The organism is Microbacterium endophyticum, assembly GCF_011047135.1.
Classification (GTDB): Bacteria; Actinomycetota; Actinomycetes; order Actinomycetales; family Microbacteriaceae; genus Microbacterium; species Microbacterium endophyticum.
Genome location: NZ_CP049255.1, coordinates 1899399 through 1917103 on the forward strand (window position 1 = coordinate 1899399; position 17705 = coordinate 1917103).

Genomic DNA, 17705 nt, shown 5'->3' on the forward strand with positions numbered 1-17705 from the left:
CTCCGGTTTCACACTGGTATGTAGTCAGATCGATTACTTAGTTTGTGACCGGTAACATCTATGCCAGCGGTGATTCGGCCGCGTGGACGGTAAAGCCGGGCGGTGGTGCGCGGTCGAGAACGGAGTGGTTCTATGAGTGGCCAGTCAGCAGAGAACATGACCGAGACGACGAATGTTGTGAAGGACGCCGTCGCGGCCGGGCGCACATCGCTCGGAATCGAACTCGGCTCGACGCGAATCAAAGCGTGTCTCGTGCTCACCGATGACCCCACGCAGGTGGTGGCGACAGGCAGCCACGAGTGGGAGAACCAGTTCGTCGATCGCACCTGGACGTACTCGCTCGAAGACGTGTGGAGCGGCGTGCAGGCGGCCTACGCGGCACTGAGCGACAGCATCCGGAAACGTTACGGGCTGGCTGTTGCGTCGTTCGACGCGATCGGCGTCTCGGCGATGATGCACGGATATCTCGCGTTCGATGCCGAAGATCACCTTCTCACCCCGTTCCGCACGTGGCGGAACACCCGTACGGGGCCCGCAGCAACTGAGCTGACCGACCTGTTTGGTGTCAACATTCCGCTGCGCTGGTCGATTGCGCATCTCCACCAGGCTGTGCTCGACGAAGAAGAGCACGTCGGCGAGGTGCGAACCCTCACGACCCTTGCGGGATACGTGCACTGGCGGCTGACAGGCCAGAAGGTTCTCGGCGTGGGTGATGCGTCAGGCGTGTTCCCGATCGATCCGGTGACAAAGAACTACGACGCCAAACTTCGGGAAAGCTACGACAGCCTCGTCGCTGACCGTCACCCCGGGTTCCGGCTCGCCGAGGTGCTACCGAGTGTTCTCGCGGCGGGGGCGCAGGCGGGAAGCCTGACAAGCGAAGGCGCGGCGCTACTCGACACCTCGGGAACTCTTCGTGCGGGCATTCCGTTCTGCCCGCCCGAGGGTGACGCTGGCACCGGGATGGTTGCGACGTGCGCGGTGGCTCCTCGAACCGGAAACGTCAGTGCCGGCACGAGCATTTTTTCGATGGTCGTTTTGGAACGTTCGCTCAGCCGCGTGCATGAAGAGCTCGACGTTGTGACAACGCCCGCGGGTGACCCCGTCGCGATGGTGCACTGTAACAACGGCGCGAGCGAATTGTCGGCGTGGGTGCGTTTGTTCTCCGACTTCGCAACAGCAGCGGGTCAGCCGATCGATGGGGATGCCGTTTTTGAAACGCTGTTCACGCAGGCGCTCGCAGGTGAGAGTGACGCCGGCGGATTGCTCGCGTACAACCACCTCTCGGGTGAGCCGATTGCCGGACTCAGCGAGGGTCGACCGCTGGTCGTGCGGACGCCCGACAGCACGCTCTCTCTGCCGAACTTCATGCGCGCTCAGATTTACGGAGTCTTTGCCACGCTCGCGCTGGGTATGCGTGTGCTTGCCGAAGAAGGAGTGAAGATCGATGCGATGTATGCGCACGGCGGTCTCTTCAAGACGGCGGGTGTCGCTCAGCGTGTCCTTGCGGGCGCCATCGATGCGCCGGTCGCGGTGGCAGAGACAGCGGGCGAGGGTGGAGCATGGGGCATCGCAGTTCTTGCCGCGTACACGGTGAAGGCTGACGGTCGTGATCTCGGTGCGTACCTGTCCGACGCAGTGTTCGGCGACTCGGCATTCGCTGTTGTCGAGCCGAGTGCAGACGACGTCGCGGGCTTTGCTCGTTACCTCGAGCGTTATCGCGCTGGGCTTGCTGCCGAGCGCGCGGCGGTGGATGCGCTCGCGTGAGCGGCGATAGCGAACCCGAGGGTTTGCTGCCGGCGCGTCAGAAGGTGGGCGTGCGCGAGGTCGCAGCGGCGGCGGGAGTGTCGGCGCAAACTGTCTCTCGGGTACTGAATGAGCATCCGAGCATTCGCGACGAGACTCGTCAGCGTGTGCTGGGGGCGATGGCCACTCTCAACTACCGAGTAAACAACGCGGCCCGCGCTCTCGGAACTCGCGAATCACGAACCCTCGGGATCGTGGCATCCGATACGGCGCTTTTCGGTCCGGCGGTCGGTATTGCCGCCGTGGAAGCGGCCGCGCGCACCGCGGGTCGTTGGGTCGCGACGACCTATGCCGACGCAACCGAAGAGGCCTCGGTCGATGACGCGGTCGATCACCTTCTGGGTCAGGGCGTCGACGGGATCGTCCTCGTCGCGCTTCGCGCCGGGACCCGTCAGCTGCTCGAGAAACGTGCGGCGGGAATCCCTATCGTCGAACTTCACGGGGGCGACGGTCAGCGTGTGCAGCGGGATGCTGCGGTGCTCGCCGTGGAACATCTTGTGTCGCTTGGGCACCGCCGCATCGCTCGCCTCGGGGGCCCGGAAAGCTGGCTCGAAGAGTCGGCGCGAGCGGCCGGTTTCACCGATGCGCTTTCGTCTCACGGGCTTGAGTGCGTGCGCGAATGGCGCGGCAACTGGTCTGCAGCAGACGGAGCCGCCTGCGCTGCTGAGGTGGCGGCCGCTGTGCGTCGTTCCGGCGGGCCGACAGCCATCGTCGTGGCAAATGATCAAATGGCGCTCGGACTGACGACTGGGCTGCGAGAAGCGGGCGTTCGTGTGCCCGAAGACCTCAGCATCGTCGGTTTCGACGACAACCCGGATGCTGCCTACTACCGGCCAGCGTTGACCACGATTCGCGTGGATGTCGTAGCGGAGGGTGGTCGGTGTGTCGCTGATGTTTTAGGACTCTCCGCCCTGGCGTCCGCTCAAAGTCCCGTGTTGATCGAACGCGATTCGACGGCGCGCCCCGCCCGGTCGTGACAGCAACAGGTGGCATTCACTCCATGTGACCGGTAACATATTTACGGCGCCGGCGCATCGATGCGCCCCCGAGACAAGGAAGACACATGAGCCGCACTCCGCTTTCCACATCCCTTGACGGCTACGAGATCTGGTTTGTCACCGGCAGCCAGAATCTGTACGGCGAAGAGACGCTTCGACAGGTAGCCGCGCAGTCTCAGGCTGTCGCGGCCGGCCTCGGCGGTCTTCCGGTGAAGGTCGTGTGGCAGCCCGTTCTGAAGGATGCCGACAGCATCCGTCGCCTTGCCCTCGATGTGAACGCTCGCGATAATGTCATCGGTGTCATCGCGTGGATGCACACGTTCAGCCCCGCGAAGATGTGGATCTCGGGCCTTGATGCGCTTCGTAAGCCCCTTTTGCACTTGCACACACAGGCGAATGTCGAGCTGCCGTGGAGCGAGATCGACTTCGACTTCATGAACCTCAACCAGGCCGCTCACGGTGACCGTGAGTTCGGCTACATCCAGTCACGCCTGGGCATTGCACGGAAGACTGTTGTCGGGCACGTCTCGAACCCCGCCGTGCTGCAGCAGGTTGAAGACTGGCAGCGCGCGAGTGCGGGGTGGGCCGCGTCACGCAGCCTCAAGCTCGCACGTTTCGGCGACAACATGCGTTACGTCGCAGTGACCGAGGGGGACAAGACCGAGGCCGAGCTGCGGTTTGGCGTACAGGTCAACACGTGGGGCGTCAACGAGCTCGCGGATGCCGTAGCTCAGGCAGAATCCGCTGACATCGACGCTCTTGTCGCAGAATATGCCGAGCTCTACGACGTGCAGCCTGAGTTGTTGCCGGGCGGCGAGCGTCACCAGTCGCTGCGCGACGGTGCCGCGATCGAGCTGGGCCTGCGTTCGTTCCTCGAAGAGGGCGGCTTCGGCGCCTTCACGACGTCGTTCGAAGACCTGGGCTCGCTCAAGCAGCTGCCGGGTCTCGCCGTGCAGCGCCTCATGGCAGAGGGCTACGGTTTCGGCGCCGAGGGTGACTGGAAGACGGCCATTCTCGTGCGCATTGCGAACGTGATGGGTTCGGGCCTTCCCGGAGGTGCGAGCCTCATGGAGGACTACACCTACGATCTCGTTCCCGGAGCCGAGAGAATCCTCGGCGCTCACATGCTCGAAGTGGCCCCTTCGCTTTCGAGCCAGAAGGCCAAACTTGAAATTCACCCGCTCGGTATCGGTGGAAAAGAAGACCCGGTGCGCCTTGTCTTCACAGCTGACCCGGGCCCGGCGCTCGTTGTCGCCATGAGTGACATGCGCGACCGGTTCCGTCTCGTCGCCAATGTTGTCGAAAACGTCGAATCGCCCGATCTGCCGAAGCTTCCCGTCGGTCGCGCTGTGTGGCAGCCCGAGCCCAACTTCGCAACGAGCGCCGCGTGCTGGCTTGCAGCCGGCGCCGCACACCACACGGTGATGACCACCGCCGTTGGTATCGACGTGTTCCGTGACTTCGCCGAGATTGCCAAGACCGAGCTCGTCGTTATCGACAACGAAACGACGGTACGTGGTTTTCAGCAGGAACTGCGCTGGAACGCTGCCTACTACCGTCTCGCGCAGGGGATCTAACTATGGCGCGAACGCCACGTTCCGGCACCCAGCACGTGCTGCGTGCGGGCGACTACGAAGCTGCGATTTCAAGTGTTGGGGCGTCACTTCGGAGCCTCACCGTCGACGGTCGCGATCTTGTTGTGCCGTTCGATGCCGACGAGGTGCGGCCCGGGTATCGCGGAGCAACGCTTGCGCCGTGGCCCAACCGCATCGTCGACGGTCAGTACTCGTTCGGCGGCGTCGACTATCAAGTGCCGTTGACCGAGCCATCGCGGTCGCACGCGTTGCACGGACTTGCGTCGTGGCTCGATTTCGAGCCCATCGACAAGAGCACCAATCACGTCGTGCTAGTGGGCATCATCGAGCCGCAGGATGGCTTCCCATGGCGCGTGCGGGTTGCGACAGAGTTCACACTGGATGCCTCGGGTCTTAGGCAACGCGTCGTCGCAACGAACCTCGACACCGTGGCCGTGCCGTGGGGCACTGGTCCGCACCCGTACCTCGTTGCGGGCTCTGGCGCCCTCGACACCTGGACGCTGCAGTTGCCAGCGTCACAGGTGCTCGAGGTGACTGAGCCGCGGTTGAGCCCGGTGGATCTGGCTCCCGTCGAGGTCGACGCCGAAAGGTTCGACTTCCGGGTTGCCCGCCAGATCGGTACCGCCGAGATCGACCACGCTTTCACTGAACTTTCGCGCGATGAGGCGGGTGTGGCATCCGTCGTCGTCACCGATCCTTCTGGCTCGGGAGTGCAGATGACGTGGGATGCCGCATGCCCCTGGGTTCAAGTGCACACGGCCGATCTTCCCGGAGGACGCGCGAACCCTCGCAACCGGCTCGGGCTCGCGGTCGAACCGATGACGTGCGCGCCTGACGCATTCAACGCGGCTTCGTATAACTACGATGCCGGGCTCGTTGTCGTGCGGCCCGGTGAGAGCCACGAGGCATCCTGGCTCATTTCTGCCCGCTAGTGGCCGGCGTGCCCGGACTCGGAGAAGTCGAAAATCTCGGAGTGTGCGGAGTGATCAGGCGCGAGCTGACCGGCTTCGGTGGCAGCTAGTGCTGGCGTCACGAGTGCGGCGACGGTGATAACCCCGGCGAACACTCCCACCGCGGAAACCACTTGAGCGCGCTTTGCAGTCGGGTTTAGCGTGGGTTCGCGAGTGCGCCGCACCGTCGCGGCCGCGTATGCGCCGACGACAACGGTCAGAGCGCCCGCCACCGTGATGGGGATGATGCTCATACGTGCTGGATCCAGCGTGAGGCCTGCGAGAAGCAGCGCGAGTGAGGCGAGTGCAGCCGAGGCGACGACTCGGGGAGCTGTCAGGCGGGATGTCATCAGCGCCCGTGCTGCCCACCCGAGCGCTGCCACGCCGAAGAGGACCATGAGAACGCCGATGACCCAGAGATATGCGGGGGAATCGGTGCCCGTTATCGCCCCCGCGCCGAGCGCGATGAAGATGAGGCCCGCGCCGGCTGCTGCCAACGCGGGCCATGTGCGAGTCAACGCTGAAGTCATTACGCGACCGATGCGCTGCGAATCTGTCGGTCAGCGCTCAGGCCCACCGCGATGAGCAACAGTGCGCTCGCGAGGTGCAAGAAATGGTCGAACGTGTTGAGTGCCAGCACATTGAATGCTGTGCCGACGAGGAAGAATCCGACGATTCCCAAGAGCAGGTACGCCGCGCCGATGACGACGTTGGTCGTCTTGGCGGCTCTCGCCGATGAGAGGCCCGCAATCAAAAGTGCGGCGCCGATCAAGAGGTGCGCGACGTTGTGCAGGGGGTTTACCTCGAAGATTCCGAGGAGCATGCCGCCCTCAGTGGCGAAGAAGTCGACGCCTCCCGTGACAGCGAAACCAAGCAAGCCGACGACGATGTAGACGGCGCCAAAGAGCGTCGCGATCAAGCGGTTAGGTGATGAACTCATTTCTCTCTCCATGCATTAAGTCGCGGCCGAATGCCGCGCACAAAACTAATTCGGAATAAGCAGCCAATCGGATGGTTTGCGGAACGAGCCGCATCAGTGGCAGTGCCAAAAAACGAAGGTCCCGGCTGGGGGACCGGGACCTTCGCCGCTCGGCCGTGAAGCCGTGCGTAGCCTCACTCGCGGTGAGGCAGTTGAGAAAACTCAGTTGTCGCGGAGCTCTTCTTTGATCTCGTTGCGCTTTTCGACCGAATCCTTCTCGGCCTGCGCCTTTTTGAGGTTGGCGTCAGCTTTAGCCTCATCGACTTTGTCGCCGACACGGTCGGCAGCGTCATCGAAGGCATCCTTCATTTTGCGGCCCGCCGTTTCGGCTGTTTCTTTGGCGTCATCGATGAATCCCATGAGGGGCTCCTTCCTGAAAGGTGTTCTTAGAACATACGAGTCGCTATTTGAAGGAAAGCAGGGCTTGCGAAACCGCGATCTCATTGGTAGAGATTTCTGTTTGCGCGGTGCAACTATTGGCCAGGCGCTTTGAAGTGAAGGTGTTGAACTTTGGCAACAACGCCGGGATTGACATTCCCGAATCGGTGATCAAAGAGATCGACGGTGACAAGCGTCCAGCCGCTGTATTCACAGTGAACGGTCGAACATATCGCACCACCGTCGGGGTGATGAAGGGGCATTATCTATTGCCGCTGAGTAAGCGCGAAGCAGGCGTGCTCGCGGTGACGGGTGCGAAATCAGACGCGACTCGTGTTCGCCGTGTGGAGTCCATCGTTGAGGCCTTGCAATCGCCCATGAAATGAGGGGAGACCGCCTCGCTCGAGTACCGGCCAGAGCTCGGGGCCGGTAGTCTCGATGTAGGGGGTTCAGCAGTGGCAAACGGTGCACGTGATGAATCTGAAAAGCGACCCAAGCTTGCGGAGGTCGTCGAAGAGGGCCTCTATATTGCCGCTGCGGCGACGCGCCTTTTGCTGAAGAATCGCATCCTGGTCGAGGTCATCGCTGGTGGCGAGGACTACGAAATCGAGCATTTCAAGCCTCAAGCACGCGAAACGCTCATTGCTCTTGCCGTCGAAGCCGAGACGGATGCCGATCGCACCCACCGTGAGAAGAAGCTCGCTAGCCGACGGTTCAGCGACAGTGACGGCACTCACGACTATCGCAGCCGGGATGTGCGAAACCTTCGCCGACGTCGACGTCAGTCGCTCAAGATCGCCAAAGCGTTGCGTGAGCGTGCCGATGATGATGCCGAGCTTGCCGAACTCGTGGAGGCTGCACGCGAGGCGGCATGGGCCGAAGTCTCGCGAAATATCGACAGCACGCTTCGTATTGAAGCTGCGCGTCCTGATCTTGAACCTGACTACGACAAGATGCGTGCGGCGCGAATGCAGAGCCTGCGTCTCGTTGACCTGCCGAGGTTGTCTGCCCGCAAGCGCCACGTCGAATCGGCTCGACGATCAGGAGCCGGCGAGGAAAGCTAGCATGATGTCCATGAGCGACGGCACTGGGGATGCGGCGGCGAGAGGGATTGTCGTTGCGCACGTGGGTGAAATCGAAGACGGCACGGGCCTGAAAGTCTCGCGTGAGCAGTCGGGGACTCTCGACGACATCGCGGTTTTCAATGATGGCGAAAACTATTTCGCTCTCGACAACACGTGCACCCACGAGAAAACAGATCTCGCCGATGGCTGGGTCGAAGACGGGTGCGTTGAGTGCCCGTTGCATGGTGCGAAGTTTCGCCTGAGCGACGGTGACGTGCTGACTCCGCCCGCGCCGACGGGCGTTGCTGCGCATACGATCCGGGTAGATGGCGACGACATTGTGCTCATTCCAAACCCTGCACGCTTGGCGTGAGCATTCGAGAACCCGCTGAGATCCTTATCGTCGGCGGTGGCATCACCGGTGTCACGGCAGCGGTGAGTCTTCGCGACGAAGGCTATCGCGGCGGGATAACCATCGTGGAGGCGTCGACGGACTGTACCGATCATCCGCCGCTGTCTAAGCGCGTGCTGGTTTCGGGGGTCGCGCAAGGCGACCTGGCTCTTTTGCCGCGCGAGCGTGCAGACGCGCTGAACGTGAACATCATCGCAGGCGTTGAAGCGCGAGCCATTGACGCTGCCGCGCACACAGTGTCACTTTCGGATGGACGCCTTCTGAGTGCAGAAGCGATCGTTGTGGCGGTTGGTTCCGAGCCGAATCAGCTCGAGGGATACAGCGCGCACCCCAGAGTGATGACTCTGCGCGATTACGACGATGCCCTGGCGATTCGGAAGCACGGGGGCGCTGGCAGCACCGTCGTGGTTGTGGGCGGAGGCTTCATCGGCGCCGAGGTTGCTGCGTCACTCCACGAATGTGGAGCGCACGTCGTCATTGTCGAGCCGCACGAGATTCCGGGGGCGCACCTGCTGGGGCAAACCCTCGCCAGGTGGCTGCATGCGATGCACACTGAGCATGGAGTTGACGTACGCCGAACTCGCGTCAGTGCTATCGACGGTGGTGCTTTCGCAGGTGATGACCGGATGCGTGTTGCTCTGGTGGATGGCAGCAGCATCGAGGCCGATCTTGTCGTGGTGGGGGTCGGAGTATCAGCGCGGGTGATCGCTGGAGCCGAGCGACTTGTGCCGCCGACGGGACTCTTGATCAGCCCCTCCCACCACTGGGACGCGGCGCGGCTCGACGGAATCGACGCCGCCGCTCTTCTGCTCGGCAACTCTCCGGCGGTGCGCGGCGCGCCCTGGTACTGGAGCGACCGCTACGGCCACCACATCGAAGTCGTTGGTGATCTCGTCGGTAATGGGTCGAGCGGCGCCCCATTCGACGTGGTGCGCCCGGGAAACGCCGTTTTTCGGGTGGACGGCGACGTGTTGCTGGGGGCAGCGTCGATCGATGACCCCATGACTGTGCGCGCCGCGCGTCGCATGATCGATCGGCGTGTTCAGGTTGATCGTGAAGCGCTCGCCGATCCGTCGCTGTCATTGCGGCGGATGCTTCGCGCGTGATGGCGGTGGTGCCGCGATCTATGCCTTAGCGCGCACCTTGCGATACGGGTGTGCCGTGGCGTGGTCGATGCCAGCATCCACGAGGTCTTGCAGCGACTTGTTCTTCGACGCGAGCGCGAGGAACTTTGCCGTCATGCGCTGTGCGCGGGCGAGGCGACGCTCAGTGCGGTCTTCGACACCGTAGATCTGTCGCGCCCAGAGGGGAAGAAGGGAAAGAATTCCATCGAGCACGGTACGGGATAGCCAGTTCGCGAACGGGTTGCGGCTCTTCGCCGGGTGTCGCACTCCGAGTGCTGCTTGTGCGCCAAGGTAGTTGAGCGCTTTTGTTTTCTTGCCCTCATCGATAAAGGCGTCGAGCTCTTCCTTGGTCTCAGGGTGCGGGCCAGGGACGTGCAGCTTTTCAGCGATGAGCTGCTGCTCTTTCACGAATTTGTCTTGATCGGCCTTGCTGATCTTCATGCCGAACTTCAGCGCTCCCTCGAGCGAGCCCCACACGAAGGTGTACATCGTCCACCGCTGCCATTCGGGCCATTTTGCGACTTCGACGTCACCGTTTGTGGGGTTCGTCCATGTTGCGCGTTCGTGTAGCTGGTCAACGTGCGCTGTAGCCGCATCAACGTGCGCCTTGTCGCCGAAGGCACACGTCATGATGAAGTCGCCCGTGCGCTGAAACCGCGCTTGGCCGGCTTCGGGGCTCTCCGAAGTGATCGACACGTGATCGAAGTGATTGAGCATTCCGGTGTCGAGTGCCTGCAAGAGCACTGACGCCACGGCCCCGAGTGACGCGCCCGAGTGGGAGTACACCTTCCACGTGGCGCTGCCGGGCCCAAAATATCCGTTGTCGGCGCGGGCCGCATCCTTTGATGGCCGAGCGTTCATGTGTATACCCCCAGGTATGACGTGGTCGAGGTAGCACTACTCTTCCACACGAGGCTACGTGGCCTCGATTAGTGTGATCGGCCGTGTGTGGGGTATTCTGGACGACGGCTTGCGCAGTGCTGAAAAGTACAAAACAAGCCATGCGCCTCTAGCTCAATGGATAGAGCATCTGACTACGGATCAGAAGGTTGGGGGTTCGAGTCCCTCGAGGCGCACACTGTGATGAGTCGCGACATAGGTCTCACCTGAGTCGCGACATGTGTCAGAAAGAGCCCGGCCATCGGCCGGGCTCTTTCATTTCGTTGCGCCAGTAGGCGCGTTGTGTGTTGATGGTGTTTGTTGCGATGATCTCGGCGGTGTCGAGGTGGATGATCGTGACGGTTGTTTCGTCGATGAGCGCGATGATGCGTTTGCCGCGGTGGGCTGTTCCGATGCCGAGGTGGTGCATTCGTCCGGCTCGGCGAAGGCTCATTTTGCCGTTGCTGCCGACGTGGTCGTAGCGGATTCTGAAGTGTCCTGCCCGTGGGGCTGTGGGGAGAGCTTTCGGGGATGCACGGTAGGTGGCCTCTGGTGTTGTTCTGTTGTTGCTTCGGTGGGGGCGCTGCTCGTTGTAGTGGTGTCGGAAGTGGTCGAGCTGGAGTTGTAGCTCATGCAGGGTGGTGGCTGGGGGTCTGGCTCCGAGCCATCGTTTGAGGGTTTGGTGGAAGCGTTCGATTTTGCCTTGGGTCTGCGGGTGGTTGGGTGTGCCGTTCTTTTGTTTCACTCCGAGTAGTGCGAGGAGGTATTCGAAGGCGTTGCGCCCGCCGCCGAATCGGGCTGTGTAGACGCGGCCGTTGTCGGTGAGTGTTGAGGCGGGGGTGCCGTGTTCGTCGGTTGCTGCGAGGAATGTGGTGACGACGTTGTCGCCGGTGACCGGGGTGTGGGCGGTGCAGGACAGGAGGTAGCGGGAGTGGTCGTCGAGCCAGTTCAGGATTTCGACGTCCTGGCCGTTTGCGAGGCGCCAGTGGGTGAAGTCTGATTGCCAGGTCTCGTTGGGTTGGGCTGCTTCGAAGCGGATGTAGGACGATTTCGGTCGTTTGCGGGGTTCGGGAGTGATCAACCCGGCGGTGTGCAGGATGCGTCTGATCGTGGATGTCGATGGCGGTGTGTGTTGCTCGTGTTCGAGGTGCCAGGCGATCGTGACAGGGCCGGCATCGAGTCCTTGGGTTGTGAGTTCCGCCCGAAGGGTGATGATCCGGGCGCGAACTTGTTCCGGTGTGGCGGACGCGTTCGTCTTCGGTCGCCGTGAGCGTGGCTCGACCGCGTCCAGTCCACCGTCACGGTAACGAGCGAGTAGCCGATGCAAATGTCGACGGGAGATCCCGTACTCGATCGCCGCGTCGGTGACGGTGAGCTGGCCCGCGATGATCTTCAAAACAACAACCCGATGCTTCGACATACATCGGACTGTGACGCATGACGCGACTCACCAAGGACCTATCACCTGTGACCTATGTCGTGAACCCAGACACCTCGAGGCGCACACTGTGTTGAGACAGTAGAGACGGTCCGCTCCGGCGGGCCGTTTCGTTTTTTACCGGGCGCTTTCCGTGCGAGATCATCCGCGTAGTTTTGCCGTCAAGTTCAAAAGGGCCTGCAGATCGTCGTCGCACAGTCGTGACATCCGTTCGGCAATCGAGCGCCCATGCTCGGCGGCGAGTTTGCGGAATCGAGACGCGCCTTCGTCGGTGGCATGCACGAGCGCGCCGCGTCGGTCTTCGGGATCTTCACACTTTGTGATGAGTCCACGCGTCACCATTCGGTCGACAAGTCGAGAGACGCTCGGCTGACTAACGAGCATGTTCGCTGTGATGTCGCGAAGGCGTGCAGTCATCTCGGGGCTGCGCGTCACGGTGAGAAGCACGTCGTACTCCGGCTGGCTCAGAGCTGAATCGGTGAAGTCAGCGCTCAGTTCATCGAAAACCTCGTGCTGCGCGCGGAACAGGCTTTCCCAGGCGGCAATCGCGAGGCGTCGGTCGGTCATGCCGACAAGAGTATCTGCGCTCGGGGTAGTTGGGGCGAACAACGTGCCCGCGAAAGGTGCCAAAGGGCCGCTTGTGCGCCTGATCCCGTGCCAGAGTGGTTCCGTGCCATTGTTCTTGAGCGGATGCCCGCGCGCATGAGTCTTATTCGTGACTATGCCGCGTCCTTAGCGTCGCAGCCGCTGTCGATATCAGGGAACGAATCCGGCGAGCTGCGGTTCGATGAGGTTGTCGCACCCGACGGCACTCTGCGTCCGTCTTGGAAGGCAATGGCGGAGGTCGCTTTCGACCTCACTGCGGAGGAACTTCACCGCATCGAAGATGAGATCTCTTCACTTCTCGCCGACGACGGTGTGACGTACGAGCATCCTGACGCCGGATCGTTGCCGTGGAATCTCGACCCGATGCCGCTCGTGTTGGATGCCGCAACCTGGTCTCGGCTTGAAGTGGGACTCGCTCAGCGAGCTGAGCTTTTGAGCGCGTTGCTGAGTGATATTTACGGCGAGCAGCGCATGCTGTCGGAGGGTGTCATCCCATCGCCGGTGGTCTTCGGACACTCCGGGTTCTTGCGGCCTCTCGTTCGGCCGGAGTCCCCGGATCCGCACCCCCTGATCATCTCCGGTGCCGATCTTGGCCGTGACGCCGAGGGGGAATGGCGTGTGCTCGCTGATCGCGTGCAGGCGCCCTCGGGTCTTGGGTTTGCGATGGAAAATCGTCGGGTGATCTCGCGGGTACTGCCAGATCTTTACCGTGAAGCGGGACTGCACCGCATGGAGCCCTATTTTTCGGCGCTTCGGTCGACGCTCCTTCAGGCCGCACCCGCCGACGTCGCCGATCCGCGCGTTGTAGTTCTTTCGCCCGGTACTCACTCCGAGACGGCGTACGACCAGGCATTCCTCGCCAATGTGATGGGGTTTCCGCTCGTGCAGGGGAGCGACCTGATCGTGCGTGACGGTTGGGTGTGGATGAAGCCCGCGGGGTATCCGCGCCGCGCGCCCGAAGAACGCGTCGACGTTATCTTGCGCCGCGTGGATGCCGAGTGGTGCGATCCGCTGCAGTTGCGTTCTGGCTCCCAGCTCGGCGTCGCAGGGCTGGTCGAGGTCGTGGCGCGCGGGCGCGTGCAACTCGTCAACGGTCTCGGCGCAGGAGTGCTCGAAAACCCGGCATTGATGCCGTTCCTGCCAGCGGTCAGCGAGCGCTTGCTCGGAGAGCAACTGCGGCTGCCGTCGGTCGATGCGTGGTGGTGCGGCGAGCCCGAGGGCCTCGAACGCACGCTGGCAGACGCTGGATCGCCGAGCCTCAGCATCCGTGAGTTGGATGGCAGGACCGCAACATTGGCAGGTGCGTCAGCAGACGAACTGCGCGCGATGATTCTTGCGGCGCCCCACCGTTTTGTCGCGCGGGGGCGGCTGCCGCTGTCGCAGATTCCGGCGTGGAGTTCTGCTGAAAAAGCGGGCGGGCTAGCTGTACCGCGCCAGGTGATGCTGCGGTCATTCACGATTCGTGACGGATCGGTTTATCGACCGTTGATCGGGGGACTCGCGACGCTCGCAGCAGACGCCGGCGAAGTCCCGGTGACAAAAGACGTATGGGTCCTGAAGGGTGCGCCCGAAGATCCCGACCAGGGCCTCGAAATCGCGCCGCCGCGCGAGCTCGCTATTGCGACGCCGATGCTCGCCCCCCGCGCGTTGGAAGACATGTTCTGGGCCGGACGCTACGCCGAGCGTGCCGAAGACATGCTCCGCCTCGTGATCACGACGCGGGCATATGCCGAAGAGCTCGACTACTCAACAAGCGCCGCGGGGGGACGGGCAGTCCATGCGCTGCACGCGGCGATAGAGGCGCTCGCCGGTCGCGACTCGCAATACTCCGCCGAAGAACTTCGCGCTCTCCTGCTGGACAGAAAGCGCCCGGGTTCCGCGGCACACTCGTTCGAGGGACTTCGTGACGCACTCGAGGGTGTTCGTGATCAGCTCTCGGGCGACACATGGCGGGTTTTTGGCGCCGTGGATCGAGCCGCTCGAACGCTTCGAGGGTCGCGGCACGCCCAACAGATTCCCGATGTCGCGGGGCGGATGCTTACCGGCATCCTGTCGTTGCAGGGGGTGACTGCCAATATGGTGCGCGATCCAGGCTGGCGGATGATCGAAATCGGCCGCTTTGTCGAGCGCGCACTGCAGGTCGTGTCGCTTCTCGCGGCGACGGCTGTAGCGACCGGAGACGCCGACACTGAGCGCGCGGTGTTTGAGGGAACGCTGCGCGCCGCGGAAAGCTCGGTGACCCACCGTCGGCGAAATCGCGGTGTCGTGCGAGTGGCTGGGGCTGTAGAGCTGTTGATCACGGATGCTGAAAACCCGCGTTCGATCGCATTCGCTTTGGCTGCCGTACGCGAGCATGTTGCTGCGTTGCCGGCATCGACCGGATCAAGCAGGCCCGAGCGGCTGCTCGAAGACCTCGAGAACGAGGTAGCGGAGGCAGATGTCGCGTTGCTGTCGCAGCAGATCGACGGCGAGCGGGCGGCGCTCTCGGACTTTCTCGAGAGCGCAGGCGTCCAGTTACGCCAGCTGTCAGATGCGATCGCGCAGCTTCATTTCGAGAGCGACCCGTTGCCGCAGCCGATTTCGTCGTTGTCGCTTATTGAAGAGCGGATGGTGCGGCTGTGAAGTATCGCGTTTCGCACCAGACGATCTATTCGTACGACGACGACGTACGAAACAGTCTCGGCTTCGCCCATGTGACGCCGCGTGTGCTGGCATGGCAACACGTGGCGGCACACGAGGTGAACATCGAACCTACTGCGAGCCAGCAGCGTCAGCACATCGACACGTACGGCAACACCGCGACCTATTTTCACGTGACCGCGCCGCATCGCACGCTGACGATTGCAGCGTCGACATCGGTGAGCGTCGAACCTCCTCAGTACGGTGCAGAGTCGCTCGCGGCACCTTGGGAGGACTCACGCCCGCTGGTTTCACCGTTGGCGCCCGGCGCGTGGCAGGCAGCAGACTTTGCGCTGGCGTCTCCCAAGGTGCAGCAATCAGCTGAAGCGCGCGACTACGCGACGCAGTCGCTGGTGCCGGGGCGGCCGATAGGTGAGGCGGTGACCGACCTTATGCATCGGATCTACACGGACTTCGACTACGACAGCACCGCGACTACTGTCACGAGCACCGTGCCCGACGTCCTGGAGAAGCGGGCCGGAGTCTGCCAAGATTTTGCACACCTCGCTATCGCCTGCTTGCGCGCTCACGGAGTCGCGGCACGATACGTGAGTGGGTACTTGGCAACGCAGCCACCCCCGGGCAAAGAGCGCATCGTGGGGGCGGATGCCTCTCACGCCTGGTTGTCGGTGTGGTTGCCCGGCAGCGATCAGTGGTTGGCTATCGACCCGACGAATGATCAGTGGATTGCTGATCGGCACGTGACGGTGGCGTGGGGACGTGACTACGCTGACGTGACCCCGGTGAAAGGCGTGATTTTCACGCAGGCAAAGAAGTCGACTCTTCGAGTTTCTGTGGATGTCTCACCGCGCGAAGCGCACATGGCGAGCTAACTCGCAGCAAGCTGCGCATCATCGCGCATAGGAAAGGGCCGGTCAGAATTGATTCTGATCGGCCCTTTTTCCCTTATGCACCAAGAGTGTCCTGCAATCACATGTTGGTCGCCGCCACAGCAAACAACGACCTGACATCACTGTATAACGAAAAGATAACGCGGCGTGCGCAAATTGTGCCGTGTGGAGAAGTTTCTTAAGAAACCCAAAGATTCACCCCGCTAAACCGTTCCCTAAAACGGTGGCGGATCAGGGGCTGGATCTGGGTCGGGGATGAATCGGAGCATCGGTGCGGGCGTGTCGATATAGGCCCGCCCGGTCGGGCTGACCCATTTGAGCTTGCCCGAATCAAGCTGGGTCACGCTCCACGTCGTCTGGTGTTTCAACACGTGGTGTCTTCGGCAGAGGTGTGCCAAGTTCGTGTGCACTGTCGCACCGCCCCGGGCGGCATCGATCGTGTGGTCGATATCTGACCGCCACGGTGCCATCCGGCATCCCGGAAACCTGCAGTGCTCATCCCGCACCCGCAGAAACCGTCGCATTTCCGCAGTCGGCCGGTATGTCTCCACCGCAACGACCCCACCCGATACGGGATCCGTCAACACCCGATCCCAGGTGCCTGTCCTGCCGGCAATGTCGCGCAGGGTGTCGGGATTGGCTGGCCCGTACCCAGCCAAGTCGCCCGCAGCATCCCAAGCCCCGGCAAGTGTCATCGCGGGAACCGTGACTTGCACGTGCGCCCGGATCCCCTCGAGTGCGTCTTGACCGTGCACGCACGCGTCGCCGGTGAGCAGCAGGTCGAAGAACGCATCCGTGCGCGCTTCATCCATCGTCCGGATCGGTGCGGCGTTGTTTTCGGCACTGCTTTCGGCGCTGTTCTCGTCGCTGGCTGTCCTTTCGGCATCGAGTGTGGTCCGTGCGAACTGGCACAACCGGTCGAATACGCCGTGGACGAGCACCGCGGAACCGATCGCTGAGAGCTCAGCCATCCCGTCGTCAAGGTCTGTCACCCAGACCCGTCGACCATCGAGCGCCTGTCGGTGGCGCTCGGTCAATGATTGCGGGTTGAGCTTTTCGGCGATCGCTTTCGCTATTCCTCTCAGCCGCCCCGAGGTTTCCACGCGGGCCCGCTCCAGAACGAGGTCTTCGTATTGTTTGCGCACCGCGGCATCGGTGATCCTCGCACCCTCGCTCGTGATCACGTTCGCATGCGAGCGGCTGATCTCACCGCTCTGCAGCGCCCGGTGTGCGGAGGGAAAATCTTCGACGAGGGTCAACGCTGAGCTGAACTGGGCCTGCACGGTCCGGTCGCTCACGCGCAACGCGGCCGCGACCTCAGCCGTGACTTCCCGCATGGGCAACTCAGCGGTTCCGGACTGGGAGCTGCCGCGGGCAAGATCAACGGTCGCCGCCATCAGCGTCGCTTCGAGCGCCTGATAGGCCGCAACCGCGCGTCGCGCATGCGTAAGGCCATCGATCATCACATCCAGGGCCTGCAGATCGACACCCGTCGCCGACACCCTGGCGGGGTCGTGGCCGCCCGGAATGTGATCGGTGAGAGATTCGATGTTCATGCCGAAAGCATGACACCAACCTCCGACATTACTTCGAGATCAGCCACCAACCTCCGACATTACTTCGAGATCAGCCACCAACACGGGGGCATGCAGAAGGGCCGGTCGGAGAGGCTTCCGGCCGGCCCTTGTCCCTTTGCACCAAGAGTGTCCTGCAATCACATGTGGTCGCCGCCACAGCAAAACAACGACCTGGCATCACTGTATAACGAAGAGATAACAGAAGGGAAGACCTTGTCGTTATCTTTTTGTGATGATTTGGCTGAGGGCCCGGCGCCACACAACCTGTCAGTAGCGCCACGCATCTTGTCGGTAGCGCCATAGACGTGTCAGCTGCGCCAGACATTTTGTCAGTAGGGCGGCGTGTAGGGAACGACGCGACTTGTCCACCGC

Annotated in this window: 17 protein-coding genes and 1 tRNA gene; 11 read left to right on the forward strand and 7 right to left on the reverse strand. The window is 62.5% G+C overall.

Features of this window, described 5'->3' with window-relative positions:
• The first annotated feature begins 156 nt into the window (after positions 1–156).
• The 4 genes from G6N83_RS08835 to G6N83_RS08850 all read left to right on the forward strand — a co-directional run bounded on the left by G6N83_RS08835 (position 157) and on the right by G6N83_RS08850 (position 5328).
• Positions 157–1764 (forward strand): xylulokinase, encoded by a 1608-nt coding sequence (locus G6N83_RS08835; RefSeq protein WP_183408430.1) that lies wholly within the window; start codon positions 157–159, stop codon positions 1762–1764.
• Positions 1761–2780 (forward strand): LacI family DNA-binding transcriptional regulator, encoded by a 1020-nt coding sequence (locus G6N83_RS08840; protein ID WP_241246157.1) that lies wholly within the window; start codon positions 1761–1763, stop codon positions 2778–2780. The genes G6N83_RS08835 and G6N83_RS08840 overlap by 4 nt, the downstream gene beginning before the upstream one ends.
• An 86-nt stretch (positions 2781–2866) precedes the next feature.
• A complete protein-coding gene (gene araA / locus G6N83_RS08845) occupies positions 2867–4378 on the forward strand; it encodes an L-arabinose isomerase (protein ID WP_165141285.1) in 1512 nt (503 codons plus the stop codon).
• 2 nt (positions 4379–4380) lie between these two features.
• Entirely contained in the window at positions 4381–5328 is a 948-nt protein-coding gene (locus G6N83_RS08850; protein ID WP_165141287.1) for an aldose 1-epimerase family protein, read from the forward strand.
• On the opposite strand, the gene G6N83_RS08855 is transcribed toward G6N83_RS08850, so the two are convergent.
• The 3 genes from G6N83_RS08855 to G6N83_RS08865 all read right to left on the reverse strand — a co-directional run bounded on the left by G6N83_RS08855 (position 5325) and on the right by G6N83_RS08865 (position 6685).
• Positions 5325–5876 (reverse strand): hypothetical protein, encoded by a 552-nt coding sequence (locus tag G6N83_RS08855; RefSeq protein ID WP_165141289.1) that lies wholly within the window; start codon positions 5874–5876, stop codon positions 5325–5327. The genes G6N83_RS08850 and G6N83_RS08855 overlap by 4 nt on opposite strands.
• Positions 5876–6286, reverse strand: coding sequence for a DUF4383 domain-containing protein (locus G6N83_RS08860; protein ID WP_165141291.1), 411 nt, complete (start codon positions 6284–6286; stop codon positions 5876–5878). The genes G6N83_RS08855 and G6N83_RS08860 overlap by 1 nt, the downstream gene beginning before the upstream one ends.
• A gap of 201 nt (positions 6287–6487) precedes the next feature.
• Complete coding sequence (locus G6N83_RS08865; protein WP_165141293.1) at positions 6488–6685, reverse strand: hypothetical protein; 198 nt, start codon at positions 6683–6685, stop codon at positions 6488–6490.
• Positions 6686–6732: 47 nt separating this feature from the next.
• On the opposite strand from G6N83_RS08865, the gene G6N83_RS08870 reads away from it, so the two are divergent.
• The 4 genes from G6N83_RS08870 (at position 6733) to G6N83_RS08885 (ending at position 9285) form a co-directional block, all read left to right on the forward strand.
• On the forward strand, positions 6733–7089 hold the full coding sequence (locus G6N83_RS08870; RefSeq protein ID WP_241246159.1) for a DUF1905 domain-containing protein: 357 nt from the start codon (positions 6733–6735) through the stop codon (positions 7087–7089).
• A 69-nt stretch (positions 7090–7158) separates the two neighbouring features.
• Positions 7159–7767, forward strand: coding sequence for an asparagine synthase (locus G6N83_RS08875; protein WP_165141295.1), 609 nt, complete (start codon positions 7159–7161; stop codon positions 7765–7767).
• Between the two features lie 10 nt (positions 7768–7777).
• Positions 7778–8140 carry a Rieske (2Fe-2S) protein gene (locus G6N83_RS08880; protein ID WP_165141297.1) on the forward strand — a complete coding sequence of 121 codons (363 nt, stop codon included), beginning with the start codon at positions 7778–7780 and terminating at the stop codon, positions 8138–8140.
• On the forward strand, positions 8137–9285 hold the full coding sequence (locus G6N83_RS08885) for an FAD-dependent oxidoreductase (protein ID WP_165141300.1): 1149 nt from the start codon (positions 8137–8139) through the stop codon (positions 9283–9285). The genes G6N83_RS08880 and G6N83_RS08885 overlap by 4 nt, the downstream gene beginning before the upstream one ends.
• Positions 9286–9303: 18 nt before the next feature.
• Here the strand turns inward: G6N83_RS08885 and G6N83_RS08890 are convergent, their stop codons facing one another.
• A complete protein-coding gene (locus G6N83_RS08890) occupies positions 9304–10164 on the reverse strand; it encodes an oxygenase MpaB family protein (RefSeq protein WP_165141302.1) in 861 nt (286 codons plus the stop codon).
• A 142-nt stretch (positions 10165–10306) separates the two neighbouring features.
• Between G6N83_RS08890 and G6N83_RS08895 the strand changes: the two genes are divergently transcribed.
• Positions 10307–10379, forward strand: a tRNA-Arg gene (locus tag G6N83_RS08895).
• A 47-nt stretch (positions 10380–10426) separates the two neighbouring features.
• Here the strand turns inward: G6N83_RS08895 and G6N83_RS08900 are convergent.
• Together G6N83_RS08900 and G6N83_RS08905 are read right to left on the reverse strand one after the other, a co-directional pair.
• Positions 10427–11602 carry an IS481 family transposase gene (locus tag G6N83_RS08900; protein ID WP_165141304.1) on the reverse strand — a complete coding sequence of 392 codons (1176 nt, stop codon included), beginning with the start codon at positions 11600–11602 and terminating at the stop codon, positions 10427–10429.
• Positions 11603–11761: 159 nt separating this feature from the next.
• Positions 11762–12187, reverse strand: a complete 426-nt coding sequence (locus tag G6N83_RS08905; RefSeq protein ID WP_165141306.1) for a MarR family winged helix-turn-helix transcriptional regulator — start codon at positions 12185–12187, stop codon at positions 11762–11764.
• An 87-nt stretch (positions 12188–12274) separates the two neighbouring features.
• On the opposite strand from G6N83_RS08905, the gene G6N83_RS08910 reads away from it, so the two are divergent.
• Together G6N83_RS08910 and G6N83_RS08915 are read left to right on the forward strand one after the other, a co-directional pair.
• Positions 12275–14848, forward strand: coding sequence for a circularly permuted type 2 ATP-grasp protein (locus tag G6N83_RS08910; RefSeq protein WP_241246160.1), 2574 nt, complete (start codon positions 12275–12277; stop codon positions 14846–14848).
• On the forward strand, positions 14845–15738 hold the full coding sequence (locus G6N83_RS08915) for a transglutaminase family protein (RefSeq protein ID WP_165141308.1): 894 nt from the start codon (positions 14845–14847) through the stop codon (positions 15736–15738). The genes G6N83_RS08910 and G6N83_RS08915 overlap by 4 nt, the downstream gene beginning before the upstream one ends.
• A gap of 233 nt (positions 15739–15971) precedes the next feature.
• Here G6N83_RS08915 and G6N83_RS08920 read toward each other — a convergent pair whose 3' ends face one another.
• Positions 15972–17312: an HNH endonuclease signature motif containing protein gene (locus G6N83_RS08920; RefSeq protein WP_165141310.1), complete on the reverse strand. Its 1341-nt coding sequence runs from the start codon at positions 17310–17312 to the stop codon at positions 15972–15974.
• Between the last annotated feature and the right edge of the window lie 393 nt (positions 17313–17705).

Bases quoted from the DNA above. Each gene is read 5' to 3' on its own strand.
- G6N83_RS08860 (WP_165141291.1), bottom strand. From the start codon at position 6,286: ATGAGTTCATCACCTAACCGCTTGATCGCGACGCTCTTTGGCGCCGTC.
- G6N83_RS08890 (WP_165141302.1), bottom strand. From the start codon at position 10,164: ATGAACGCTCGGCCATCAAAGGATGCGGCCCGCGCCGACAACGGATAT.
- G6N83_RS08865 (WP_165141293.1), bottom strand. From the start codon at position 6,685: ATGGGATTCATCGATGACGCCAAAGAAACAGCCGAAACGGCGGGCCGC.
- araA (WP_165141285.1), top strand. From the start codon at position 2,867: ATGAGCCGCACTCCGCTTTCCACATCCCTTGACGGCTACGAGATCTGG.
- G6N83_RS08855 (WP_165141289.1), bottom strand. From the start codon at position 5,876: ATGACTTCAGCGTTGACTCGCACATGGCCCGCGTTGGCAGCAGCCGGC.
- G6N83_RS08900 (WP_165141304.1), bottom strand. From the start codon at position 11,602: ATGTCGAAGCATCGGGTTGTTGTTTTGAAGATCATCGCGGGCCAGCTC.
- G6N83_RS08905 (WP_165141306.1), bottom strand. From the start codon at position 12,187: ATGACCGACCGACGCCTCGCGATTGCCGCCTGGGAAAGCCTGTTCCGC.
- G6N83_RS08920 (WP_165141310.1), bottom strand. From the start codon at position 17,312: ATGAACATCGAATCTCTCACCGATCACATTCCGGGCGGCCACGACCCC.
- G6N83_RS08880 (WP_165141297.1), top strand. From the start codon at position 7,778: ATGAGCGACGGCACTGGGGATGCGGCGGCGAGAGGGATTGTCGTTGCG.
- G6N83_RS08850 (WP_165141287.1), top strand. From the start codon at position 4,381: ATGGCGCGAACGCCACGTTCCGGCACCCAGCACGTGCTGCGTGCGGGC.
- G6N83_RS08835 (WP_183408430.1), top strand. From the start codon at position 157: ATGACCGAGACGACGAATGTTGTGAAGGACGCCGTCGCGGCCGGGCGC.